26 protein-coding genes and 1 riboswitch are annotated in these 23,496 nt (G+C 49.2%); of the genes, 18 read left to right on the forward strand and 8 right to left on the reverse strand.

Annotated elements, in window-relative coordinates:
• Positions 1-29 precede the first annotated feature (29 nt).
• Together EXIG_RS06280 and EXIG_RS06285 are read right to left on the reverse strand one after the other, a co-directional pair.
• A complete protein-coding gene (locus tag EXIG_RS06280; protein ID WP_012370094.1) occupies positions 30-527 on the reverse strand; it encodes a C40 family peptidase in 498 nt (165 codons plus the stop codon).
• Positions 528-713: 186 nt separating this feature from the next.
• Positions 714-1,904 carry an MFS transporter gene (locus EXIG_RS06285; protein WP_012370095.1) on the reverse strand — a complete coding sequence of 397 codons (1,191 nt, stop codon included), beginning with the start codon at positions 1,902-1,904 and terminating at the stop codon, positions 714-716.
• A 204-nt stretch (positions 1,905-2,108) separates the two neighbouring features.
• Here EXIG_RS06285 and EXIG_RS06290 point away from each other — a divergent pair, with 204 nt between their 5' ends.
• From EXIG_RS06290 to EXIG_RS06365, 16 genes are all read left to right on the forward strand, one after another.
• Positions 2,109-2,534, forward strand: a complete 426-nt coding sequence (locus EXIG_RS06290; protein ID WP_012370096.1) for an OsmC family protein — start codon at positions 2,109-2,111, stop codon at positions 2,532-2,534.
• 5 nt (positions 2,535-2,539) lie between these two features.
• Positions 2,540-3,769: a beta-N-acetylhexosaminidase gene (gene nagZ / locus EXIG_RS06295; protein ID WP_234944609.1), complete on the forward strand. Its 1,230-nt coding sequence runs from the start codon at positions 2,540-2,542 to the stop codon at positions 3,767-3,769.
• A 59-nt stretch (positions 3,770-3,828) separates the two neighbouring features.
• A riboswitch (TPP riboswitch) is annotated at positions 3,829-3,931 on the forward strand.
• A gap of 87 nt (positions 3,932-4,018) precedes the next feature.
• A complete protein-coding gene (gene tenI / locus EXIG_RS06300; RefSeq protein ID WP_234944587.1) occupies positions 4,019-4,618 on the forward strand; it encodes a thiazole tautomerase TenI in 600 nt (199 codons plus the stop codon).
• The gene (locus tag EXIG_RS06305; RefSeq protein WP_012370099.1) at positions 4,615-5,607 is read left to right on the forward strand and encodes an NAD(P)/FAD-dependent oxidoreductase; all 993 of its coding nucleotides are present in this window, start codon (positions 4,615-4,617) and stop codon (positions 5,605-5,607) included. The genes tenI and EXIG_RS06305 overlap by 4 nt, the downstream gene beginning before the upstream one ends.
• Positions 5,604-5,807 carry a sulfur carrier protein ThiS gene (gene thiS / locus EXIG_RS06310; RefSeq protein WP_012370100.1) on the forward strand — a complete coding sequence of 68 codons (204 nt, stop codon included), beginning with the start codon at positions 5,604-5,606 and terminating at the stop codon, positions 5,805-5,807. The genes EXIG_RS06305 and thiS overlap by 4 nt, the downstream gene beginning before the upstream one ends.
• A gap of 3 nt (positions 5,808-5,810) precedes the next feature.
• Positions 5,811-6,578, forward strand: coding sequence for a thiazole synthase (locus tag EXIG_RS06315; RefSeq protein ID WP_012370101.1), 768 nt, complete (start codon positions 5,811-5,813; stop codon positions 6,576-6,578).
• Positions 6,575-7,603, forward strand: coding sequence for a thiazole biosynthesis adenylyltransferase ThiF (locus EXIG_RS06320; RefSeq protein ID WP_012370102.1), 1,029 nt, complete (start codon positions 6,575-6,577; stop codon positions 7,601-7,603). Before EXIG_RS06315 ends, EXIG_RS06320 begins: the two co-directional genes overlap by 4 nt.
• Before the next feature lie 109 nt (positions 7,604-7,712).
• Positions 7,713-8,102: a hypothetical protein gene (locus tag EXIG_RS06325; RefSeq protein WP_012370103.1), complete on the forward strand. Its 390-nt coding sequence runs from the start codon at positions 7,713-7,715 to the stop codon at positions 8,100-8,102.
• Between the two features lie 85 nt (positions 8,103-8,187).
• Positions 8,188-8,391: a helix-hairpin-helix domain-containing protein gene (locus EXIG_RS06330; protein WP_012370104.1), complete on the forward strand. Its 204-nt coding sequence runs from the start codon at positions 8,188-8,190 to the stop codon at positions 8,389-8,391.
• A gap of 148 nt (positions 8,392-8,539) precedes the next feature.
• Entirely contained in the window at positions 8,540-9,661 is a 1,122-nt protein-coding gene (locus EXIG_RS06335; protein ID WP_012370105.1) for an exonuclease SbcCD subunit D, read from the forward strand.
• Complete coding sequence (locus EXIG_RS06340; protein WP_012370106.1) at positions 9,643-12,651, forward strand: SbcC/MukB-like Walker B domain-containing protein; 3,009 nt, start codon at positions 9,643-9,645, stop codon at positions 12,649-12,651. The genes EXIG_RS06335 and EXIG_RS06340 overlap by 19 nt, the downstream gene beginning before the upstream one ends.
• Positions 12,652-12,661: 10 nt before the next feature.
• Positions 12,662-13,453 carry an AAC(3) family N-acetyltransferase gene (locus tag EXIG_RS06345; RefSeq protein ID WP_012370107.1) on the forward strand — a complete coding sequence of 264 codons (792 nt, stop codon included), beginning with the start codon at positions 12,662-12,664 and terminating at the stop codon, positions 13,451-13,453.
• A 58-nt stretch (positions 13,454-13,511) separates the two neighbouring features.
• Positions 13,512-14,249 carry a Bax inhibitor-1/YccA family protein gene (locus EXIG_RS06350; protein WP_012370108.1) on the forward strand — a complete coding sequence of 246 codons (738 nt, stop codon included), beginning with the start codon at positions 13,512-13,514 and terminating at the stop codon, positions 14,247-14,249.
• Between the two features lie 246 nt (positions 14,250-14,495).
• Positions 14,496-14,891, forward strand: a complete 396-nt coding sequence (locus EXIG_RS06355; RefSeq protein ID WP_012370109.1) for an RrF2 family transcriptional regulator — start codon at positions 14,496-14,498, stop codon at positions 14,889-14,891.
• Positions 14,892-15,130: 239 nt separating this feature from the next.
• A complete protein-coding gene (locus tag EXIG_RS06360; protein WP_012370110.1) occupies positions 15,131-15,541 on the forward strand; it encodes a hypothetical protein in 411 nt (136 codons plus the stop codon).
• 139 nt (positions 15,542-15,680) lie between these two features.
• A complete protein-coding gene (locus EXIG_RS06365) occupies positions 15,681-16,070 on the forward strand; it encodes a thiol-disulfide oxidoreductase DCC family protein (protein ID WP_012370111.1) in 390 nt (129 codons plus the stop codon).
• A gap of 84 nt (positions 16,071-16,154) precedes the next feature.
• Here the strand turns inward: EXIG_RS06365 and EXIG_RS06370 are convergent, their stop codons facing one another.
• From EXIG_RS06370 to EXIG_RS06395, 6 genes are all read right to left on the reverse strand, one after another.
• Positions 16,155-17,300, reverse strand: a complete 1,146-nt coding sequence (locus EXIG_RS06370; RefSeq protein ID WP_012370112.1) for a DUF3238 domain-containing protein — start codon at positions 17,298-17,300, stop codon at positions 16,155-16,157.
• A 164-nt stretch (positions 17,301-17,464) separates the two neighbouring features.
• Positions 17,465-18,346 carry a manganese catalase gene (locus EXIG_RS06375; RefSeq protein ID WP_012370113.1) on the reverse strand — a complete coding sequence of 294 codons (882 nt, stop codon included), beginning with the start codon at positions 18,344-18,346 and terminating at the stop codon, positions 17,465-17,467.
• A 141-nt stretch (positions 18,347-18,487) separates the two neighbouring features.
• A complete protein-coding gene (locus tag EXIG_RS06380) occupies positions 18,488-19,033 on the reverse strand; it encodes a cysteine hydrolase family protein (RefSeq protein ID WP_012370114.1) in 546 nt (181 codons plus the stop codon).
• 15 nt (positions 19,034-19,048) lie between these two features.
• Positions 19,049-19,354: a hypothetical protein gene (locus EXIG_RS06385; protein ID WP_012370115.1), complete on the reverse strand. Its 306-nt coding sequence runs from the start codon at positions 19,352-19,354 to the stop codon at positions 19,049-19,051.
• A gap of 31 nt (positions 19,355-19,385) precedes the next feature.
• On the reverse strand, positions 19,386-21,710 hold the full coding sequence (locus EXIG_RS06390; protein ID WP_167315841.1) for a sensor histidine kinase: 2,325 nt from the start codon (positions 21,708-21,710) through the stop codon (positions 19,386-19,388).
• 185 nt (positions 21,711-21,895) lie between these two features.
• Complete coding sequence (locus EXIG_RS06395) at positions 21,896-22,189, reverse strand: hypothetical protein (protein ID WP_012370117.1); 294 nt, start codon at positions 22,187-22,189, stop codon at positions 21,896-21,898.
• A 171-nt stretch (positions 22,190-22,360) separates the two neighbouring features.
• On the opposite strand from EXIG_RS06395, the gene EXIG_RS06400 reads away from it, so the two are divergent.
• On the forward strand, positions 22,361-22,753 hold the full coding sequence (locus EXIG_RS06400; protein ID WP_012370118.1) for an RrF2 family transcriptional regulator: 393 nt from the start codon (positions 22,361-22,363) through the stop codon (positions 22,751-22,753).
• Between the two features lie 215 nt (positions 22,754-22,968).
• Positions 22,969-23,394: a hypothetical protein gene (locus tag EXIG_RS06405; RefSeq protein ID WP_012370119.1), complete on the forward strand. Its 426-nt coding sequence runs from the start codon at positions 22,969-22,971 to the stop codon at positions 23,392-23,394.
• Positions 23,395-23,496 lie beyond the last annotated feature (102 nt).

Genomic DNA, 23,496 nt, shown 5'->3' on the forward strand with positions numbered 1-23,496 from the left:
CAAGGAGTTCCGGATTGCGTTTTTCAATCTTATTGATACGATTTGATGATGATATCCTGTTTCGCATAGTAACTCCACGTCAGGTCCTGCGATTCGACCTTTTTCGTTGTCACGGCAACGAATTTATTTTTACCGGTATAGATTCCGACGAAGTTCGGCGCTTTCGCCTTTTTCGCCTGAACGAATAACAAGTCGCCCGGCATCGCTTTTTTGAGTGTGACGGTTTTAAGAGGCATCGCAGCTTGTTTTGCAATCGTCCGTTCGAGTTTCAGATCACTTTTTTGATACACGTATTGCGTGAAGCCGGATGCATCAAATCCTTTTGTTGTCGTGCCACCTTCTTTATACGGAGTCCCAATCAATGATGTCGCGAGTTTTGCAATCGCGGCTTTCTTTTTCGCGAGTGCTTTTTCCGATAATGGTTTTGGTGTCTCGGCTTTAGTCGGTGTTGCAGCAAATGTCGCGATCGGACTGACCGTCGCTGTCAATAAGAGGGCAGTTAATGGAAGGGCATAATACGATTTCATAATAAAATCTCCTTTTACATAAGTGGGATGAAAAACTATCTTTACCGTATCATGCCGATTGGAAAATAAAGCAACAAATCAGATACGTTCACCTAACAGTCTTGTAAGGTTCGGTCTGAGTCTCCGGTACAAAAAGACGCCTGTTCCAAGCGCCTCACGAGAGGACACTCTGGAAACAGGCGTTTTTTAAGAACGTTGATCGAGCCGGTGACTGACGGCTGTCAACGCGGCGGCGAGTAAGGCGACGGCACCGCCGACAAGGGCGATGTTCATCATCGGACCATTCGCATAGACGAGCCCGCCGAGTGCGGAACCGAAGGCAATCCCGACGTTACTTGCGACCGGCATCAGCGAAGCAGCAAGCCCTTTCGCTTCCGGATTAAACTTTTCTGCCAGGTCGATCAGATAAATTTGCGTCGACGTCGTCAATAAAATCGACATCAAGGACATCAAGGCAATGTTGATCAGGCCAAGCGATACCGACGCTGTCGTCACGTAGAGAGCAGCGAGGACGATCGCCTGAACGATGAAGACGAACCGGAGACGGCCGATCGGATTCCGACTGGCGATTTTACCGGCCAAGATGTTACTGAAGATCGAGACGACACCGTAAGCGAGTAAAATCGGACTGATCCAGGCTGACGGCAATTTCAGTTCCAACTCAAGCACGGGCACGAGATACGTATAGACGACGTATGTCGCACCGAATCCGAATGAGGGAATGAAAAAGGCGATCATGATCCGTGGATTGGCGAGTAAACTGAGCTGTTCGCGGATTGAACCGGACGATTCCGATTGCTGGACCGGAACGACTTTCAAGACAGCAAGCAGGGCGATGACACCAAGACTGCTTGTCAGCCAAAACGTGGCGGCGTAACCGGCATGTTGTCCGATGAATGTACCGATCGGCACACCGAGGACGTTTGCCATCGTAAATCCACCAAAGATGAAGGAAACAGCGACGCCGCGTTTCGCGATTGGCACACTGTCGCTTGCGACGACCATTGCCAGCGAAATCAGGACGCCTGTCAGAACAGCCGTCACGATTCGTGACAACAGCAACAGTTCATAATTCGGTGCGATCCCGCTGCAGATATTCAGGATGATCCAGACGAAAATCAGACTGAGCATTAACTTCCGCCGTTCAAGGTGTCCGGTCAAGGACATCGTAATCGGTGTTCCGATGGCGAAGGCGATCGCAAAGGCGGAGACGAGCGTGCCGGCTTTCGCAATCGTGATGTTCAGACCGTCCGCAATTTCAGATAAAATACCGACGATGACGAATTCGCTTGTTCCAAGGACAAAAGTCAACATGGATAACGTCGCGATTAACAGCCAGTCGGCTTGACTCAAACGAGTCGATGATGATGATGACATAAATAATTCCCCACTTCTGGCGCCTGTGCGCAAAAAAACTATCGTGTATCAGAATAGCATGATTTAACAAGGGCGGAAACCGAATTTGCCTGACCCGGAAAAAGAAGCATTATTGTGAATAGACAGTCAATTTCACTTATCATGCATTCGGGTATACTAACAGAGTAGGAAACATCACTTAAATTAGAAAAGGACGTGATCTTGATGCAAGCAACAGTCATTTGGAATCAAAAGATGGGCTTCAGCGGGGAGACCGAATCCGGACATCACCTAGCGATGGATGCAGCGCCGGAAAACGGCGGGGACAATCAGGCACCCCGGCCGACAGAACTCCTGCTTCACGCCGTCGCCGGTTGTACCGGCATCGACATTGTCTCGATTTTAGAAAAGATGCGCTTGACGCTGACGTCATTTGAGATGGATATTGAAGGAGAACGGGCGGATGATCATCCCCGGCGTTTCACGACGATCTCGATTCATTACCGGCTCGAAGGTGATTTACCGGACGATAAAGTCCGCCGGGCGATTGCCTTATCAAAAGACAAATACTGCTCGGTCTCACAATCGCTGAACGCAGAAATTGAAGTCTATTACTCGATCAACGGCGTCCGGAACGAGGAACCGATTTGAAACGGATGGTTCCTGTTCTGTTGGCAAGTGTCCTCCTCGCCGGTTGTGCTGACGAGCCGGCACAACCGGTCGAACCGCAACCGAAGCCGGCGAAGAAAACAAAGCCGCCGCAGCCGGATCGACCTTCTGCTGCTGAGCGGGCAGAGAAACAACTTAAAGAAACCGTCTCGAACATGTCGACGGCGGAAAAAGTCGATCAGTTGCTGTATATCGGTGTGACGGGAACAGCTTTGACACAAGCCGACCGAACGCTGTTGCAGGATCATGCACTCGGTGGTGTGCTGTTACTCGGCGGCAACATCACGTCGACCGATCAACTGAAAACCTTTACGGCAGCGATTGCTGAAGCCCAACCGGCTGATGCAAAAGCGTTTCTCGGCTTTGACGAAGAGGGCGGACGCGTCAGTCGGGTCCCGGACGCACAGCTCAAATTATCACCGAGTCTGTCGTTCGGTCAAAAAAATGATCCGGCATTGATGAAGGAAGTCGGACAGACACTTGGTTCGATTTCCCGTTTTTACGGCTTTAATATGGACTTCGCCCCGGTTCTTGACGTGAACAGTAATCCGGCGAATCCGATCATCGGCGACCGGGCACTCAGTGCGGATCCGCAACAGGTCGCACGGCTGGGTGTGCCGTTGATGCAGGGAATGAAAAAAGAAGACATCGTTCCGGTCGTCAAACATTTTCCGGGACACGGTGACACGACGGTCGATTCCCATGTCGGTCTGCCGCGGGTCGATGCGACAAAAGCGGAACTCGAACAGACGGAACTGGTCCCGTTCAAGCGGGCGATTGAAGAGGGGACCGAGATGGTCATGGTCGCGCACATCCTGTTCCCGGCCCTCGACAAAAACCGTCCGTCTTCATTGTCAAAACCGGTCATGACCGGCGTCTTGCGGGATGAACTGAAGTTTGACGGAGTCATCATCACGGATGATCTCGTCATGGGAGCGATTACGGAACAGTACGGTCTTGCCCAGGCCGCAAGTCTTGCGCTTGAAAACGGTGCCGACATGGCGATGTTCTCGGCTCCGGGTGCGTATACGTCCGTCCACAAGGAAATCATGGCACGGATCAAACAAGATAAATTGTCGAGAGCCGATCTCGATCAGAAGGTCATCCGGGTTTTACGCTTAAAACAAACGTATGACTTGTCGCAAACGAAACGTGTCGACGAATACCAACGCTTGATCGAGCAGGTCAAAGCGGTCGAAGCGGACATGCGACATTAATCAAGGGTAGAACAAATCGGACTACCCGTGGTAAACTACAGGCGTACCACACAAATCAATATCTACACTAGGGGAGTCTCGCAGCAGACTGAGACGGAAGTATCCGGACCCTTTGAACCTGATCTAGTTCGTACTAGCGGAGGGAAGTGGATTCCGATCATTCATAAAGGATGCGACGACTGTCGCCCTTTTTTGTAGGACCACTCCATCAGTTCATGGGGTGGTCCTTTTTCGTGTGGAAAGGGGGAAATGATGACGCAGTTACATCTGTTGACAACCGGTCAACAGGGCTGGGAAACGCTGGAACATACATTACCGGAACTCGCGATGCGTGTCGACCGGATTCATCTGCGGGAACCGCTTTGGTCCGCACGGGAATTGGTGACCTGTATTGAGTTTTTAATGAAATGCGGGGTGCCGGCGGAAAGATTAATCGTCCATGACCGTCTTGACGTCGCTCTCGTCACCGGCATCGGGATTCAACTGACGACACGCAGTATTCCGGTCGATCGTGTCCGGAGCCGTTTTCCGGAACTGCGGATCGGTCAATCGGTCCATTCGCTGACGGAAGCGGCAGCAGCAGAACAAGCCGGTGCGGATTACGTGATGTACGGTCACATTTTTGAAACCGGATCAAAACCCGGTGTACCGCCGCGGGGACTGCATGCCTTAAAACAGATTGTCGAGCAGGTCTCGATTCCGGTCATTGCGATCGGCGGCATCAAACCGGGCAACGTTCAGGAGGTCATTGCGACCGGTTGTTCGGGCGTTGCCGTCTTGTCGGGGATTCTCGGGCAAGCGAATTCGCTTAAAGCAGCTGACCGGTTCCGGGAGGTGATGCAACGATGACACGACCGGATGTCTTAATCATCGGGACCGGCATGATCGGTTTGACGCTCGGCTATGAGTTGCTTAAACGCGGACAAACTGTCCGTTTACTTGACCAGTCGACAGCCGGACAAGGGGCGACACGGGCAGCGGCAGGGATGCTTGCGACAGACGAAGAACTGCCGGAACCGTTACACGAACTGGCGGCGCTGAGCCGGACGTTGTATCCGGAGCTGGTCCGGCAATTGTTGGACGAGACCGGTCTCGGGAGCGGTTATCTGGAACAGCCGTTTTGCCTGCATCGAGGAAATCAATTCTTGACGTTCGAACAAGTTGGACAAATCGATTCCCGATTAGTGACGCAGGCTTTACGGAGCGCGATCGAACGACGGGGCGGAGTCATTGAAGAAGACACATCTGTTTCGCAGCTCGTTCGGGACAAACAGCGGATCATCGGCGCCGAGACGAACCGGGGTCTGCGGACAGGCAGACAAATCATTGTCGCCAGTGGTCGTGGATCGGAAGCCGTGTTACGTTCGATCGGCATCACAATCGATACATGTCCGGTCAAGGGGGAATGCCTGTCCGTGCGCCTCATGACCGGATGCCTCGACCGGACGCTGTTTAATGAACAGGTATACCTCGTTCCGAAAGCAGACGGACGAATCATCATCGGAGCGACGGAACGGTCCGGGGATGAATCGACGACCGTCAGTCTCGACAGTATTCGTTTGTTAGTGAATCAAGCCATCAGGCTCTATCCGCCGCTTGCGGAAGCTGTGTTTGTCGAAGCGTGGGCCGGCGTCCGACCGCAAACCGGTGACGGTCTGCCGTATCTTGGACCGGTGGACGGCATAGAAGGATTATTCGTCGCAACCGGTCATCACCGGCATGGCATCTTACTGGCACCGGCGACGGCGACTGTGCTGGCAGATTGTATCATGGGGCAAAAACCGAAAGTGATGTTGGGTGCTTTTAGTCACCAGCGACAGGGGGAGAAAACGAAGTGAACATTCGTTTAAATGGAAAAGACTACGCATTGATCGAAGAAACGACGACGTTACACGACTTATTGCAACATCTGGCGATTGACGGAAAAATCGTCATCATCGAGCAGAACCGGCAGATCATCGATCGGTCCCGTTATCCGGACACCACCGTCCAACCCGGTGATGTCGTTGAAATCGTTCATTTTGTAGGAGGAGGATGAATCATGTTAGAAATCGGTGGAAAAACATTTGCTTCACGCTTGTTACTCGGAACGGGAAAATATCCGGATGCAACGACGCAACAACAGGCGGTCGAAGCATCCGGGACGAACATTCTGACGTTTTCAGTCCGACGGCTCGACGTCTTTGCCAAAGGACAGACCAACCCGCTCGCGGCACTTGATTTAAACCGCTACGATTTGTTGCCGAACACGGCGGGTGCAAAGACGGCGGAGGAAGCCGTTCGCCTTGCCCGACTTGCCCGCGCATCCGGGATGTGCGATATGGTCAAAGTTGAAGTGATCGGGTGCGACAAGACGTTATTGCCGGACCCGGTTGAAACGTTGCGGGCGTCAGAGGAACTGATCAAGGACGGTTTCATCGTCTTACCGTATACTTCCGACGATTTATTGCTGGCGCGCCGGCTCGAAGAACTCGGTTGTCATGCGATCATGCCGGCCGCATCACCGATCGGTTCCGGTCAGGGGATTCTGAATCCGCTTGCGCTCAGTTTTATCATCGAACAACTGACGGTCCCGGTCATCGTCGACGCCGGCATCGGTTCACCGGCAGACGTGGCTTACGCAATGGAACTCGGAGCGGATGCTGTCCTGTTGAATTCAGCCGTCGCCCACTCCGGAGATCCCGTTAAGATGGCACAGGCGATGAAACTGGCGGTCGAAGCGGGGCGCCTCGGTTTTGAAGCGGGACGGATCGAGAAAAAACGGTATGCGACGGCAAGCAGTCCGATGACCGGGATCAGCCGACCGTGACGGATCGGTACAGCCGGCAAGTCCGATTTCGTCCGATCGGACAAAAGGGGCAGGATCAAATGGCGGATCGTCACGTCGTCATCATCGGTGCCGGTGCACTCGGGACTGCGAATGCCGAACAGCTTGTCCGGGGAGGGGTCGGACACGTCACGTTGATTGACCGGGATCATGTCGAGTGGAGCAACCTGCAACGGCAACAACTCTATACGGAACAGGACGTGCAGGATCATTTGCCGAAGGCGGTTGCGGCCAAACGCCGGCTCGGCAAAGTCAATTCGGTGGTTTCCGTCACGGCAATCGTCGAAGATGTCACGCCGGAAAATATTGAACGTTTGGTCCGCGGCAGTGATTTAATGATTGATGCGACAGACAACTTCAGTGTCCGGATGCTGATCAATGATGTGGCGGCAAAAAGCGGTATTCCCTGGATTTTTGGTGCCTGCGTCGGCAGTTACGGCATGACTTATACGATTCGCCCCGGACAGACACCTTGTCTGCATTGTCTGCTTGAACATCTGCCGAAACAGCAGGAGACATGCGAGACGTCGGGCGTCATCAGTCCCGTCGTCCAGCTTGTCGCGGCGCATCAAGTGACGGAAGCCTTGAAGTATTTGACGGGAGCGGACAACGCCTTACGGCAGACGTTGCTGTCGTTCGACGTCTGGGACAATCATCAGAGTCAAATCAACGTCGGTTCTCTCAGACAATCCGCGTGCCCGTCTTGCGGAGACGATCCGGTCTATCCGTATCTGAATGCACCGATCGTTCAATTCGTGACTTTGTGCGGCCGGGATACGGTTCAAATCCGCGGCGAAGGACCGCGGGATTTAGTCCGGCTTGAACAGGAGCTGACTACACACGGGATCAGCTGTCTCCAGAATCCATATCTGCTGATGTTCAAGGCGGACGATTACCGGATTACGGCTTTTGCCGACGGGCGAATTCTTCTCCATGGCGAAGCAAATCTTCAGCAGGCCAAACAAGTATATGAGAACTATTTCACCGGAATATTCACAAAAAAGTAAAACATTTTTTTCGATACATGTTTTAGATGTTTAAAAAAGAGGTAAATAAGACTTCAGACGTAAGTCGGAGCTTTTTAGTTAAGATTGAATGTGAAGAGGAGTGATTACGATGAAACAAGAATTCGATCAATCAATCCAGTCATTGGATCAGACGAAGCGGACAGACCACGCAGCTGAAGCCGTTCAGCAGGCGAATTGGAATCCAGACCGGTATCGGACGAATCTGAATCCGTTTTATCTGTCACCTTGCAGCGTCGAACGCCGGGAAGACCGTCAACAGGAAGTTGACCGGATTGTCGAAGTCGAGCCTACATCCTCCCCTCTCCAACAGTTATTCGAGCAGAAACAGGAAGAGCATATAACAGCTACTGAACCAGGTTCCGTCAAAAATCCCGCTGGAAAATTTACGACTGGGATTGTCGTCGGAGCAATCATCGGAGGATCTGTATCCATCTTCACGTCGGTCAAACGATTTCGGCAAAAGCGTCACACCCACTGAAGATGACTGATCAGTCATCCGAAAACCCGCCATCCGGCTGAATCGGAAGGCGGGTTTTGTCTATTCTGTCGGGAGGTCATCATGAATGCAAAAACGAGCTGAGACTGATTTATTTCTAGTCCTTGCGAAACCGGCGCAACGTGCCTTAAGCGAACATGGAGTCACGACACTCCAGATGTTAGAAACCTACCGGGAAGACGAACTGTTGCAGTGGCACGGAATCGGACCGTCCTCGATACCGAAACTGAGACAGTTGCTCGCGGAGCAGGGATTAACCTTTCACACATAACGTCTACAGCGACCCAATGATCGACCGGATGAAATCCCTGGTCAATCATTGGGTTTTACTCGTTTTAGAATCACCTACAGCATCGTCAGAACCATTCGACTCATGCTAAAATAAGGATATTATAGAGAAAAAGTGAGCGTGATGAAAAATGAAATGGATTCATACAGCCGACTGGCATTTAGGAAAAATCGTTCACGGGGAATCGATGCTCGATAATCAACGCGCTGTCCTTCAGGAATTTTTACGATTGCTGGACCGGGAACAGCCGGACGCGGTGATTATTGCCGGTGATTTATATGACCGTGCCGTCCCGCCGACGGAAGCGGTTGAACTGCTGGATACGGTCTTAGCCGACATCGTGCTCGAACGGAAGATTCCGGTCGTCGCGATCAGCGGCAATCATGACTCGGCGGAACGGTTGAGCTTCGGCACGACGTTACTGCAACGGGCGGGACTGCACTTAGCCGGTAAATTAACGGACACAATCGAACCGGTAGAAATTAAAGGCGTCCGTTTTTATCCGGTCCCGTTTGCGGATCCGGCGACCGTCCGCTATATCCATCAGGATGAAACAATCCGGACGCATGATGATGCGATGCGGAAAATCATTAGTAAGATGGAGCTCGAAGGACCAAGCGTCCTCGTCGGGCATGCGTTTGTCATCGGTGGGCTGGAGACCGATTCCGAACGGCAGTTGTCGGTCGGGACCGCGGGACAGGTCAGCGCCAGCTCCTTTGCTCCGTTCACCTATACGGCGCTCGGACATTTGCATAATCCACTTGCCATCAAGTCGGAGACGATCCGGTACAGCGGTTCGTTGTTGAAATATTCGTTTTCGGAAGCCAGTCATGTCAAGGGCGTCGATATCCTGACGCTGAATGATGGTGGAACATTTGACCGCCGCTTCGAACCGTTGACGGCGAAACGAGATTTGCGTGAACTGACCGGCAGTCTTGCCGAACTAACGGCTCCGGCATTTGTCGCAACACAAGCGACGGACGATTACATTAAAATCAACCTGACGGATGCCGAAGCCTTGATTGATCCGATGGGGAAACTGAAAAAACTCTACCCGAACATCCTCCATCTTGAGCGGACCGGCTTCACCCGCGAAAGTACCCGGGCGGTCCAGGCATCACGCGATCAGGTGCAGGCGGCGACGCTGACGGATCTGTTTCGGGAGTTTTATGAAGCAGTCCGGGAAAAACAACCGACGGATGCGATGCAGACCGTCTTAGAGGAGGAAGCTGCATGCGTCCAGAACGATTAACCTTACGTGCGTTCGGACCGTTTGCCGACGAACAGACGATTGATTTCCGGGCACTCGGCGGACGGACGATGTTCGTCATCTCCGGGAATACCGGCGCCGGAAAAACGACGATTTTTGATGCATTGACGTTTGCCTTGTACGGCGAGACGTCAGGCGGGGAACGGGAAATGAGCGATTTGCGCAGTCATTTCGCGAAACCGGAACAGAAGACGGAAGTCGAACTGGAATTTCAATTGAAAGGCGAACGCTACCGGATTATCCGGCAACCGGGTCAGCCGCATCCGGTCAATAAAACGGATTACGGACATGAGGCGGAACTCGCCCGGCATGACGGGACGAGCTGGAAGCCGCTTGCGCTAAAAATTCCGGAAATCCGTCAGCAAGTGCAGGAACTGTTGCAACTCGACCACAAACAGTTTTCGCAAATCCTGCTGCTCCCGCAAAATAAGTTCCGCGAACTGTTGATGGCGGAGTCGAAGGACAAACTGCAGATTCTTAAACAATTGTTCAAGACGGAACATTACGGCGAGTTTCAACAGCGTCTTCACCGGAAAGCACTTGATCTTGCAGCGACCATCAAAGAAACGAAAACGAAACAGCTTGCGAAACTCGAAGAATTACCGCTCGACCTCAACTGGTCGGAAGCGACGGAAACGACGATTCGTCACCAGACCGATACATTGCTTGCGACACTCGATGAAAAAATTGAGCAGGCGAAAACGGTGGAGCAGGCGGGACGTCAAACGCTCGAACAATTGACGGAACGGTTGCGTCAGGCGGAACAACTCGAGCAGACATTCACCGAGTACGATCAATTACTGCACCTCGAGCAACAGCTTGCTTTAACGTTGCCGGAAACGATGCGTCAGAAAGAGCAGTACGACGCGGCATCACGAGCGGCGGCGATTCAAGGGGTGTACGAAACGTTTCAGTCGGAGGAACAAACGGTCCGGCAATTAACCGGGACGAAACAAACGGTCGAATCGGAACTGGAACACTTACAACAGCAACTTGACCAGGTCAACCGGACCGTCGAACGATTGACGGTGCAGGAGCCGGAGATGCGTGAAGCGTCACGGCGTCTCGAGCAGATTGCGGACGAGCTGAAACGACTGCAGGACCAGGAACAATTGATTCGGCAACAACAGGATCTGCAACGTGCCGTCGCGCAGTTGAATCCGGACGCGTTACGCGAACAGCGGACCCGGCAACGAAGTGATCGGACCCGGTTGCAGGCGGAAATCGCGAGGCTGTCCGATGATTCGAGTACCCGTCTGTCCTTGCAGGAACGCCGGTTCGTTCTGCAATCGATCGAACAAAAACAGCAGGAATGGCAACGGAATGAAGCCGAGCGACTGCGGCTGATCGAGCATGGAACACGCGTCAAAGCGGAAAAAGAACAGGCAGAACGGACATACACGGCCGGACGGCAACATGAACGCCGTCAACTGGCAGCAGAGCTGGCGGGACATCTGGATGACGGGGAAGCCTGTCCGGTCTGTGGAAGTGCGACGCATCCGCAACTCGCTGTCAAGACGGAACCGCTTGATGTCGAAGCGTTGCACCAGGCCTACTTAACCGCACAATCGGCGCATCAGGAGTTACAGGCGACGTACCGGACAGTCTCGGAACGGAAACGGCAACTCGAACACGAACTGGCGACACTTGCGGACGGACAGCCGGTTCCAAACGATGTGACCGCGATTCGAACAGAAATCAACGACTTGAAAAATCAAGAGAGCCGCCTGCAACAGCAACAGGAACGGAAACAGCAGCTGGAACAACAGCTCCGGACCATCGAAACGGCATTGGAACAGGCAGACCGGAAAATCGAAGAAGAGACGGACCGGCAGTCGAAACTGCAGCTGGAACTCGCACGCCTCGAAGGGATACTGAACCGAAATCCGGACGCACCGTCCCGTCGCGATCTGGAAACCGAACAGCAGACACTGACAAAACGATTGGCGGAGTTTGAAGCGGCACGGACAGCAAGTCAGAATCAAAAACAACGGCTCGATCAAGACATCGCCGCACGACGCGGACGTCTGCAACACGTCGAAGAAGAATTGACGATTCATATGGCGAAGCGCACGGAAGCGGAAGCGGCTTTAGCACGCAGTCTACAGGAAGAACGGTTTGAGACGGTCGAACAATTCGAGCAGGCGCGGATGTCGCGGCAAGCGATGGAACAGTTGGCGGAACGCCTCGAAGCCGACCGACGGAAACGGCAGGATGTCGAATCGGGTCTTGAGCGGATCCGACAACTGATTCTGCAACAGGACCGTCCGGATCTTGCCGCCCTTCGTCCGGTCGTCAGACAGGCAGAAGCGGAACTGGTGACAGCGACGGATGGCCGGATCGGTGTGGAGAAAGAACGGTTACACATCAAACAACTGGTTGATGCCTGGTCGGGTCTCCAGCAACAAATCGAGGCAGAAGATGCACGGTACGGCATCATCGGCGAACTGGCACGGGTCGGGGTTGGCGAAAACGCCCAGCGGATGACGTTTGAGACATATGTTCAAACCGCCTATTTCGATGAAATCCTGCAAGCGGCGAACCGGCATCTGCACGGGATGACATCCGGGCGGTTCCTGCTCGAACGGAAGACGGAAGCCGGAAAAGGCTTGAAAAAATACGGTCTCGATTTAAATGTCTTTGATGCCTATACGTCGCAAACACGTCACGTCAAGACGCTGTCCGGCGGGGAGAGCTTTAAGGCGTCACTTGCCCTGGCACTCGGCCTGTCGGAAGTCGTGCAGGAAGCGAGCGGCGGTGTGTCGCTTGAAACGATGTTCATCGATGAAGGATTCGGAACACTCGATCCGGAATCGCTAGAGCAGGCAATCGAAACGTTGTTATCGATTCAGGCGAGCGGTCGGATGGTCGGAATCATCAGTCACGTCCAGGAACTGAAATCACGGGTCGATGCGAAAATTGAAGTGACGCAAGGTAAAACAGGATCGACGATTCGCCTTGTCGTCGAGTGAGGGGTGCGAAATGGAAACAAGACAAATGGTCACGAAATCTATGCTGATCGCCGATTTGAAGCAACTTGGTGTGACGCCCGGTATGAAAGTGTTCGTCCACAGCGCGATGAAACAGATCGGCTGGATTCCCGGCGGGGCACAAGCGCTGATCGAAGCGTTGCAGGAAGTCATCACGCCGGACGGTCTGATCATGATGGCGGCACAGAGTACGGATAATTCGGATCCGAAAAACTGGAGTCGTCCTGCCGTGCCGGAAGACTGGTGGGAAACGATCCGTCAGGAAATGCCGGCGTACGATCCGGCGAAGACACCAACCCGGAGTATCGGCAAGGTGCCGGAACTGTTCCGGACGTTCCCGGACGTCAAACGCAGTGCCCACCCGATGTGGTCGGTCACAGCCTGGGGAAAAGACGCGGAAGCCTTCGTTGCGGGTCATACGATTGATAACGGATTCGGTCCCGGCTCCCCGCTTGAGAAGTTCATCGAAGCGGACGGGCAGATTCTGCATATCGGGTCGCCGTGGGATTCGACAACTGTTTGGCATTATGCCGAATACGGGATTGACCGCCCGCTCGAAGAATCGGGATGTAAAATGAAACAAGGAGATGAAGAAGTCTTCATTCGTTATCAGCACCGCATCATCGACAGTGATCCGTTTGGACCGATCGGTGAAGGGATGCTCGACGAACCGTTTGTCACGACAGGGAAGGTCGGACAGGCAACGTCGCATCTGGTCTCAGCCAAAGCTTCGATTCCGGTCGTGATGCTGCAACTAAATGCGTTAAATAGCTGGTTAAGCTGAAACTTTTCCGGGAAACAACCGTAATAGTGAATAGAAAAACAGAAGGAGTGAACGCAAGATGGCAACACGTTTTAAAGTGAATCCAGCCTTACGCCGTGGTTTCGAGACGGCGCGTGCCGGCGAACGGCCGATGACGAAGGCAGGGACGATGAGTAAGATTTTCCTCTTACTTGCACTCGTCACGGCAGCAGCGGGGGGAACCTGGTTCTTTTTAGCCGCTAATCCGCAATTTTTAGTGCCGGCCTTGATCGGTGGAGTCGTCCTCGGATTGATTCTTGCGCTGATCATCACGTTTAAACCACGAACGGCACCGGTACTCTCACCGGTTTATGCAATCGTTGAAGGGGTCGCCGTCGGTGCGATTTCACTGATGTTCGAAAGCATGTACCCGGGACTTGTTGGGAAGGCAGTCCTCGCGACATTTGTCGTGTCGTTTGCGATGTGGTTCGTCTATTCGACGGGCATGATTAAAGTAACACAACGTTTCCGCTCAGCAGTTACGGCAGCGATACTGTCGATTCTCGTCTTGTACGCGGTCAACTTGTTGCTCGCGTTGTTTGGTGTCGATCTGCCATTCATGACCGGCAGTTCGCCGCTTGCGATCGGGATTCAGTTCGTCATCGTGATCGTCGCTTCCCTGTCGCTCGTGATGGACTTTGATTTTATCTCGCAACAAGTCCAGGCCCGTGCGCCGAAATCGATGGAGTGGGTGGCCGCTTTCGGATTAATCGTCACGATCATCTGGCTCTACATCGAGTTGCTTGATCTGCTGTATCGTTTGGCAGCACGGGATTAATAACGATTAAAAAGGACATTTCCGTCAGACGGAATGTCCTTTTTGGTACGATTGATTGCTAAAAAACAGGTCTGTCCATGATGACAGCCTTGAAAAGAAAAAATATGACGCAGTTAATTGGATTGTCAAATCTAAGAAAATATTCTATATTTGATAAATAATATGTGCAACTGCACGGAAATTATTACGATCGACACACTCGTATTTGTCTGCTTAGAACGGCAAGAACTCAAGAAGGTGAAAAGAATGAAAATGACACGTTCGACGGATTATGCGATTCGCGTCCTGTTGTATGCGACGTTGAATCCGAACCGGCTTGTTCAAATCCAGGAAGTGGCGGATCATTATGCCATCTCAAAAAATCATTTGATGAAGATTGTCCATGCGTTAAGCAAGTTTGGTTTAATCACGTCTTATCAAGGGCGCAACGGCGGGTTTAAACTGGCCAAGGCACCAAATGAAATTACATTGGGGCAAGTCGTAGCTCTGTTTGAAGAAGTTTCCTATCTAAAAGAAGTATTGCCAACCAATGAAAAAGAGACGCTTAAGAACACACGTCAGGCCTTTGATGAAGCATTCCTTTTGTTTGCGAACGCCTTACAAGCCTACACACTGGAAGACTTGACGAAAGTAAAAGTATGATGCAACAGGAAAGTACGGTTTTCCTTTTTCCTACGGGTGAGAGGAAAAAGGAAAACCGTGTTTCGTTGCTTGCGATTCGGCTTGGAAAGTCTCGTTATGTTAAAATAAAAAAGTTAAGTGATGTGAAATGACCACGATTAAAACATACTTATTTTACACATGTTTAAGTGTCAACCACGTCCTAAAAATGAAGGTTTTCGGTGCGTTTGTCGTATCGAAGTGAGAAGAGAGGTTTCTTTATGTCTGAGATAAGTATTGATCGTATCATTCGATTTATTCAGGAATTAGTCAGTCCACCGTATTTTCTGACGACGCGATGGGGACATGGACAGGATATACATCTTGAAGTCCGGTATTTGGATATTTCGGATTGTCTTAAATCATCTCTTCTTCATGAAACGATTCACCTTTTGCACATGCATACGAGTGAAGAAGTAAGAGAACGTTTAAATGAAGAATTACTGGCAGTCGCGGCATATACAAAAATACATTCGGAACTGCTGTTTGCGCTCTGTTTTATCAACGAGACACCGGTACGGATAAAATTGCTTCAAAATGAAGCTGTCGCTTGCCAAGCCGTCATCAGGACAGAAGGCAATTTAATGAACTTGCTTCGCATGGTGGATTCCCGCTGGATGAAATCCAATTAAACAGGCGGAAAACATGTATAAAAGTTATATGGATGAATACTTAGAAAAATAAGAAGTGAAAATGCAAGTGTGTTCGATTCATCTGATGTAGGATAGAAGAATAAGGAATCGAACCAATTGTCAGAGGGGGCACAGGAATATGAAACCAATCATCTTATTTGATGGAGAGTGTAATTTATGTGATACCAGTGTACAGTTCATCTTGAAGCGTGATCATGGCTACTATCAGTTTGCCTCGCTTCAAGGCATCAAAGGACAGGAACTTATTCAAAAACATCGTTTGCCTTCCGACCTGAACAGTGTGGTCGTCATTGAAGAGGGAATACCTTACGTTAAATCAGATGCAGCTCTTCAGATTACGAAGCATTTGAATGGGGCGTGGCCGCTCGCATCCATCTTCCGTGTTTTACCGCGTGCGGCAAGAGATCTTGCATATGATTTCATTGCAAAACACCGTCACAAATGGTTCGGGCAGAAACAACAATGCCTGTTGCCTTCAAAAGAAACCCGGGCACGGTTCCACGAGTAAGGCCGGGTTCGATTGTCAATAAAAAAACCAGACGATTTTCGAGAATTAGCTTCCCGGAATCGTCTGTTTTTTTAGAGTCGAATCTCAACGAGCTTCCATGAACAGCCAGTGACAACTTGGTAAAGGATCCGCCAAGAAACTGAGTCCTAAATCATGAGTTTGGTGAACCGGTATAAAGGTATTTGACTCCGTTTGCAGGTAAATCTCGTGATGCGGAGAGCGAAGGTGGGTTCCGCTCAAACGCCATCGTTCCCGCTCAAATGCTGTATGGACTGTGTAGTTGATGTCGGGGGCAATGACCAGCGGATTTCCGACAGAATGATACACCGTGAATTGTAGCGAATGCTGTTTTTTTGCGATATTCTCTAAATAAACCTGTTGTGTCGAAGCAACATCCTCACTTCGGAGACGTCCGGTCGAGGTCAAAGAACGTGTTGGATTGGCCTGTTTATCAAGGAGGACGTGAGCATTGTCCGTTAAAGATGTCATGGCGATTTCTGTTAACGTCCGGTATTCCGATGCATGAGGATCATAGGTACGGTCGTCTCCTTCAAAGTAAATATGAGGAGACAGCAGATTCGGATTTTTTAAAATCGGTGGAGCAATGAACGTCAGGATTCGCAGGCGTGCCCGTGTAGTTTCTTCAGCTACAGAATCAATGTCACGTCCAAATGGATGAAGCCGAACATAAAAAATGAAAGATTCAAACTCCCGTTCACGGTCAGGTTCGCGTTTTAGCGTGTTCAACAGTTTAAGTGCGCCTTCCATGACAGAAGAAAGCGGCGTGTTTTCTTGAGAGGCTGGACGTAGGGCACGGATTTCATAGCGGGCAGAGACGTCTTGAGGTGATGCTTCATACCATTCATGTTCTGCCGTCTCCCCAAGCCGCTTCCCGTCTCGAAAGACACTGTATGATTCTACATCCGGGATTGCTCCCCATCTGATTAAGAGTTCTTGGTCAGAGCGAATGATGGTGGTGGATTTTTGATTCCAAAACAACTGTCCTTCATCCAGAACAAGTGCTGTATCAATGGTCAGGAATTCTTCTCCAGTCTCTAGTTCATACTGGACGGGAGCGAGGGGGACGAGATTCGAATCAACATACTGTTGAACTGCTCCGGTTACAAGTGTCGTACCATCGCGAGTCAGTTGGACCGAGTCATTTGTCTGCCAGGAAAGGTGCAAGTCCTGACCAAGCTGTTTAACGGTAATATCTTTAACGGATTGCATAACGTCGTCCTCCTAAAGATCAGGTGATGGGAATTAAAATAAATCTGTGGAAAAGACTTAAAAAGTTACGAAACCCTCTCTTCTCGGTAGAAGAGAGGGCAAATGGTTGCTTACTTGGATTTAATTTGAATGTGGACTGACGTTTACGCTCAGTTTCGAGGATGTTATTCCTTGTCCTTTAAAATGTGTTTTACGGTATCTGTAATTCCTCTTTTTTGTTGCGGCTCGTTTAAATCATGATGCAGATTGTGGGCCGGAATTTCGGGATCCGGTATTTGGCCTTGGGGTGCAGGGTTTTCCAGGTGAACGAATTCTCCGGTCCCATCCTGCGCACTTCCCTGGGACCAGCGACCTTCTTTTGAAGCTGTTCCTTCCGAGAGATCCCAAAATTCATAAGCGTGGGGCTGTGCCTCCAATTCATCCTCCGGAGCAAATGTCGCAGGTACGACGATTCCATTCTTTTCTTCCAATTCTTCAATTGCAGCCAGCCATTGGTATTGGTGATACCGATCACGTGCCAGCATTTTCCGGAGGGTCGCCTTAACTCCTTCATCGTTTGTCATATGATAGAGGCGTGCGACTTGAAGACGCCCTTGTGACTCGGCATGCAGATTGGAACGCATATCTGCTAACAAGTTGCCGCTTGCGACGATGTAAGAACCGTTCCAGGGAACACCGTTTGAATTAGAAGGCAATCCTCCGAGTCCGCTGACGAGCAGGTGTTGTGGATTCATGCCTCCTAAAATAGCCGCAATCGCCGGATCCTTGGCTGCTTCTGCCTGATCATCAGGTGAGGCTCCATCAAGTAACTGTGAAATCAAGGAACAGAGCATTTCGACATGTCCGATTTCTTCCGTTCCGATGTCCATCAACATATCTTTGTATTTCTCATTTCCACGGCAATTGAATCCTTGGAATAAATACTGCATCATGACGGTCATTTCCCCAAATTGTCCGCCTAATACTTCCTGCACAGACCGTGCCAACTTCGGATCTGGACGGTCGACTTTCACCTCGAACTGTAGTTCCTTTTGATGTCTGAACATGAACGATTCCTCCCTTGGATTAAAAACATGTATAAACTGTACATGATACATATACCTGTTTTGGAAAAACAAAAACCAATAGGGAAGGATTGTCATTGAAATGTAATGTTTTGGAATGCAGAAAAGCCTTTCCATTCTTTTTTAATCGAACGATACCGTCGTACTGTCGGAACAATCGATGGATAACGTGGTGTGCAAAATTTCCAATGCGTGGTTTTTTGCCTCGGTTGTTTCAGCGGCAGTACAGTCTTGTGGTACCCAAATCTCGTATTCCCGCATATAGGCGTCATTTGCTGTAAACAAAATACACATATCGGTCGTGATTCCGGTAATGATTAGACGTGACACGTCGAGGTGTTTTAGCAAAATATCCAATTGTGTGCCAAAAAAACCGGAGTGTTTGGGTTTGATGATGAAATAATCATCCTGTTGCGGATGGAGGGCTTGGACGAACGGATCGCCCAGTCCACCGCGACATTCTTCAACGATTTGATCGACGTTTTCTTGCCATAGACCAAAATTATCATTCACATAAATGACAGGAATATCATACGATTTACATATATGTTTAAGTTCGACTAATGAAGTTAAAATCAGACGAGTTTCGGCAAGTAAATCTTCCGCACCTTCAAAATCCATTTTGTTAATGATATCGACGATCAATAGGGCGGTTCCTGTTTTTTTCATACGCCAATCGACTCCTTATAAAAAAGTGACGAGATAATGATAAGGGGAATAAAGCTGCGCTTTTGAAATGAAAATCTCTGTGGGATCCTCGGATTCCTTATTTCCCCGGATATCGATGAGGCACCGGAAAATGGTATCCTCGATTTCCGAAATGAATTCAGGATATTGATACAGAGCATGACCCAGCTGTCGCCGGACGTGATCTTCAATTAATATGATGGCCGGCGAGGTTTCTTTTAAAATCATTCCGGAAAAAGAACTGACATGGTCGTGAAAGTTCCGATTCAGGTAATCAATGATGCGATCTAACTCGTAATCCATACGTATACACTTCCTCTATCTTCAAATCAGCTCATTTTAGTTCTATTTCCGTCTGTTGCCGGATGGGCAACCGGACCAGAAAATCGGTGCCGATACCTAATTCGGAAGAAACAGAAATTTGGCCTTGATGGGCTTCGACAATTTCTTTACAGATCAGCAGTCCGAGTCCGGTTCCTTTAATCTGCTTATGCTCTTGACGCTCTACACGGTAAAACGAATCAAACAGGTGAGGCAGATCTTCTTGTGGAATTCCAAGACCGTTATCGCTGATAGTCAGCACAACTTCTTTCTCACTGCAGTCCAGCAGAACATCGACTTGCGGATCCGACGGTGAGTACTTGATGGCATTTCCTAGCAGATTCGTCAGCAGTTGCCGGATTTTTTCACGGTCAGCTTCAATCAGGCAAGTCATGTGCGTCGTATCAAACTTGACCTGATGGGACGGGATCGAGATATTCATCCAGTCCGCCACTTCCTGTACCAAAGCCGAGATATCAAAGGACTCAAACAGATACACTTCCTTTTGGCGGCTCAGGCGTTGATAGTCTAAAAAGGCAGTGACCAGTTTACCTAAACGTTGTGCTTCACTGTGGACGGTCTTTAAATATTTTAATTGTTTATCGTTTGATAAACTCCGGTGGATCATCAGTTCGCTGAATCCTTCAATCGAAGCGAGCGGTGTCCGGAGCTCATGCGAAATCATCGAGATAAAGGCATGTTCGTTTTGAATCGCTTCCACTTCAGCTGTCCGCTCACTTAATACAAAAATGATGCCCTTCTTGTCCGGAAGAAATTCCGTATAAAGACGAATATGACGATTTCCATTAACTTCAAAGTCTTGTGCCTCCATGGCATGGCCACTTGCCAAATGAAGTTTCAATTGCGTCACATAATCGATCAGCTGTTCTTCAACGATGAATACCAGACGGAAAATATCCAGGATGGATTCAACCTCATGCAACGAATCCGGCAAATCATGTAACTCAGGAAACATCGTCACAAGTGTTCCGTTGTGAATAAGCCGGGAGTCCGGGAAATTGACGTAGATGACAGCTTCACGCAGACTCTCTAAAATCCGTTGTACGTGCTGTTTGTCTTCGTTTAACGTCCGCATGTGTTCCATGCGTAATATTCCGAGCGAAAGGATATCGCCCAATGCCGACAGTTTCTTATAAGGATCTCCGGCTGAATCATCGAACGTCAACAGGGCAAACGGTTCCGGATCACGGGAATTCAGCAACGGGACGGTCCGGACGATGGAATGCTGTTTTTTCCCGACAGGAGGGGAGGACCGGTAAACGGTTTCCTCCTGACTCGCGATCATCGTTAATCTTAATTCGGATAATCCGAAAGAATGGGCGAGATCTTGAAGTAATCCATTCAGACACGAAAGCGAATCATATTCGAGCAAGCGGCGTGCAAAATCAGTCTGCAATTGTAATTGAGTTTCCGTCCGGTTTTTTTCCTGCAAACTGTTGAAAAGTTCCCGGTTACGGTCTGATAATTGGCGGTTGGCCGCCTGAGTCTCCGATTGCTGAAAAGCAAGCATCGTCATCATATTACGCATGGCTTTTCCTAAAACACCGATCTCATCCTGTCGTTCGATCAACGGGACTGCGGAAAAAGTGTAAGGATTTTTTGTTTGTTTGACCAAATGGACGACATCGTGCGTCAATCGTTGCATAAACCGGAACGTCCAACTGTTTAATAGGAAAAAGACTGCGATAAGAATCGTCAATGTACCCCACAGCGTTGTCCGCATCTGATCAGCCAGTGTCTGTTGTGCCTGCTTTTCCAGCGAGTGAATGGAGGAAATGTACTGATCGGCTGCCTGGCGGGTTTTTGAAAAAAAGTACATCGTATCCAGGGAAGAACGCTCTGTTCCGGTTGAAGTCGACTGTAACGGGACGACCAGGGCTGCATCCTTTAGCATCCGTCGCATGGCGGTATCGTCCGTATAGCGAGAAGATTGCTGGTGTTTCGTCAATGGGATCAGGATTTTTTCGTAATAGTCAATCAAGGTCGCCGATGTCTGCAGATAAGAGTCGGTCTCTTCAGACGGATAATTGTGGGCCAATCGTTCAAGCTCACGTTTCGTCCGCGTTAAATCGCTGGACAATCTGGGAGCAGCCGGTGTTTCCTTTAATAAGGCTTCTTGAATTTCAATGTTTCTTTCCTGCAAGTCGTTCCAAATTTGACGGGCTGCTGTTTTTTGATTCGTCAGGCGTAACAGCATGGCATTATTTTGTTCGAGTTGCCGGATGGAATAAAAGTATGCACCGGTCGTGATGCACACTAAAATCAAGAAGTTCAATAAAAGCAGACCCGAAAAGGTTCGGGTGATTTTTCGAGACATCCAGTTCATCATAACCTCTTTCCACAGTGGACCGGAGAGACACGTCATTCGTGTCCCGGATAAAGGTCACTGTTTAAATAACATACTATGATTATACATGTTATAGGGAGGTTGTGACCCGATTCATCAACTGAACGTCATTCAAAATTTTTGAGTGCCGGAACAGGGACACTGCAGGCGGGAGTTTAATTTTTTAACTGACGGATCGGTCCGACTAATTCATCCAGCGGTTCGAAGCTCTTCAAGAAAAACTGAAAATTAGACGGATGGCGGACGCCTCGAATGAAAATCCGTTTCTCGAGCGTCGGCAAAAACAATAAGTATTCAATATCCATGATCCCCTCTTCTGAAAAATCCAGTTGGAAAATAGAGATTTTAGCTGAATTAGCCGTCAAATAGGTCGAATCAATTCGGTACCGTTCTTTCGAAAATTGTTTTTCAATAAATGTTAAAAATTCCGAACCGCTTAAAAATTTCATCTGCCAGAGCTCCTTCCAAAAACGTTCTGCATATATCCCATATTTCCTGTACATGTTTTTGGGAAACATCTTTCATAAAAAAAATCGACATATTCCGAAACGCTTAAAACTATATCTTGTATCTTTTTTTCTGTACTATAAACGGTATAGAGAGCAAAGTAGGTGAAAATAATGAAAATGACTCGATCAACGGATTATGCGATTCGAGTACTATTGTTTACGACTCTTCACCCGACTCGACTCGTTCAAATTCAAGAAGTCGCCGATTATTACGATATCTCGAAAAATCATTTGATGAAGATTGTTCATGCACTAAGCAGATTCGGACTCATCACGTCCTATCAAGGACGTAATGGCGGTTTTAAGCTGGCGAAAGATCCGTCAGAGATTACATTAGGTGAAATCGTACAACTTTTTGAAAAAGTCTCGTATCTTGAAAGTTTTCCTGAAATCCATGAAGATGAAAATCTGGAAAATATGAAAGAAGCATTTGATTATGCGTTTCTCCAATTTTCGGAAGCATTAAAAGCTTATTCGTTGCAGGATTTGATTCATGTGAATTAAAAGAGTAAAAGAAAAGTGGTTTAAAACACGTTGCAGATTGGTAAAATTCTGTAGCGTGTTTTTTAATTTAAAACAGGTGACAAAATCCCATCTTAAAACCGGTAAATGGTATACTTGATTTCGGATGAAAACAGGGAACCAAAGTGGTTTCTTTCGTTCGATGTCCTCATCCGGAATAATCATAGCTTGAATTCTGTCAGAAAGGAGTTTCCAGAATGTCTGAAATCACCATTGACACATTCACATCCGTTATCAAGACCATAATCAGACCTCCCTTATTTCTTGTCGAGAAAAAAGAGCAGTCTGAAAACATAACGGTTGAGATTCGATACGCACAGTTGCGGTCTACAACCAAAGCTCAATTGTTAGAACCCCTTGTCCGTTTGTTCGAGGAAGAGGCAACAGATGAAGCAAGGGAAGTGTTAACGAAGGAATTGATTCATTTAGCTGCACATACACTACACCATTCGAATCATCTTTTAACCGCTTGCTTGACGAAAGAGACAAACTCAAATTGTCATCATGCTTATTTGTATATTGAAGGAAAAGAAGTACTACACCGAATTATGACGGATGAGAAAGATATCCTGCCATTTGTTCGCCAGATCGATCAATTGATTCAGAAATTTGAATCAGACTAACGCTGAATAAAAATGGTGCAAGCCATTTTATATATAAAGATCACGTTCGAAAAACTGAAATGTGCAGTAATCATGTAGGATTGCTGGAACAAGTCCGTTGAA

The sequence above is a fragment of the Exiguobacterium artemiae 255-15 genome (genome assembly GCF_000019905.1).
Taxonomy (GTDB): domain Bacteria; phylum Bacillota; class Bacilli; order Exiguobacteriales; family Exiguobacteriaceae; genus Exiguobacterium_A; species Exiguobacterium_A artemiae.

Excerpts from the sequence above, each read along its gene's own strand:
- EXIG_RS06350 (WP_012370108.1), top strand. The coding sequence starts at position 13,512 with ATGGCAACACGTTTTAAAGTGAATCCAGCCTTACGCCGTGGTTTCGAG.
- EXIG_RS06325 (WP_012370103.1), top strand. The coding sequence starts at position 7,713 with ATGAAACAAGAATTCGATCAATCAATCCAGTCATTGGATCAGACGAAG.
- EXIG_RS06290 (WP_012370096.1), top strand. The coding sequence starts at position 2,109 with ATGCAAGCAACAGTCATTTGGAATCAAAAGATGGGCTTCAGCGGGGAG.
- EXIG_RS06340 (WP_012370106.1), top strand. The coding sequence starts at position 9,643 with ATGCGTCCAGAACGATTAACCTTACGTGCGTTCGGACCGTTTGCCGAC.
- EXIG_RS06370 (WP_012370112.1), bottom strand. The coding sequence starts at position 17,300 with ATGCAATCCGTTAAAGATATTACCGTTAAACAGCTTGGTCAGGACTTG.
- nagZ (WP_234944609.1), top strand. The coding sequence starts at position 2,540 with ATGGTTCCTGTTCTGTTGGCAAGTGTCCTCCTCGCCGGTTGTGCTGAC.
- EXIG_RS06395 (WP_012370117.1), bottom strand. The coding sequence starts at position 22,189 with ATGAAATTTTTAAGCGGTTCGGAATTTTTAACATTTATTGAAAAACAA.
- EXIG_RS06335 (WP_012370105.1), top strand. The coding sequence starts at position 8,540 with ATGAAATGGATTCATACAGCCGACTGGCATTTAGGAAAAATCGTTCAC.
- EXIG_RS06345 (WP_012370107.1), top strand. The coding sequence starts at position 12,662 with ATGGAAACAAGACAAATGGTCACGAAATCTATGCTGATCGCCGATTTG.
- EXIG_RS06315 (WP_012370101.1), top strand. The coding sequence starts at position 5,811 with ATGTTAGAAATCGGTGGAAAAACATTTGCTTCACGCTTGTTACTCGGA.
- EXIG_RS06285 (WP_012370095.1), bottom strand. The coding sequence starts at position 1,904 with ATGTCATCATCATCATCGACTCGTTTGAGTCAAGCCGACTGGCTGTTA.
- EXIG_RS06360 (WP_012370110.1), top strand. The coding sequence starts at position 15,131 with ATGTCTGAGATAAGTATTGATCGTATCATTCGATTTATTCAGGAATTA.
- EXIG_RS06405 (WP_012370119.1), top strand. The coding sequence starts at position 22,969 with ATGTCTGAAATCACCATTGACACATTCACATCCGTTATCAAGACCATA.
- EXIG_RS06280 (WP_012370094.1), bottom strand. The coding sequence starts at position 527 with ATGAAATCGTATTATGCCCTTCCATTAACTGCCCTCTTATTGACAGCG.
- EXIG_RS06330 (WP_012370104.1), top strand. The coding sequence starts at position 8,188 with ATGCAAAAACGAGCTGAGACTGATTTATTTCTAGTCCTTGCGAAACCG.
- EXIG_RS06375 (WP_012370113.1), bottom strand. The coding sequence starts at position 18,346 with ATGTTCAGACATCAAAAGGAACTACAGTTCGAGGTGAAAGTCGACCGT.
- EXIG_RS06380 (WP_012370114.1), bottom strand. The coding sequence starts at position 19,033 with ATGAAAAAAACAGGAACCGCCCTATTGATCGTCGATATCATTAACAAA.
- EXIG_RS06365 (WP_012370111.1), top strand. The coding sequence starts at position 15,681 with ATGAAACCAATCATCTTATTTGATGGAGAGTGTAATTTATGTGATACC.
- EXIG_RS06355 (WP_012370109.1), top strand. The coding sequence starts at position 14,496 with ATGAAAATGACACGTTCGACGGATTATGCGATTCGCGTCCTGTTGTAT.
- EXIG_RS06305 (WP_012370099.1), top strand. The coding sequence starts at position 4,615 with ATGACACGACCGGATGTCTTAATCATCGGGACCGGCATGATCGGTTTG.
- EXIG_RS06390 (WP_167315841.1), bottom strand. The coding sequence starts at position 21,710 with ATGTCTCGAAAAATCACCCGAACCTTTTCGGGTCTGCTTTTATTGAAC.
- EXIG_RS06385 (WP_012370115.1), bottom strand. The coding sequence starts at position 19,354 with ATGGATTACGAGTTAGATCGCATCATTGATTACCTGAATCGGAACTTT.
- EXIG_RS06400 (WP_012370118.1), top strand. The coding sequence starts at position 22,361 with ATGAAAATGACTCGATCAACGGATTATGCGATTCGAGTACTATTGTTT.
- tenI (WP_234944587.1), top strand. The coding sequence starts at position 4,019 with ATGATGACGCAGTTACATCTGTTGACAACCGGTCAACAGGGCTGGGAA.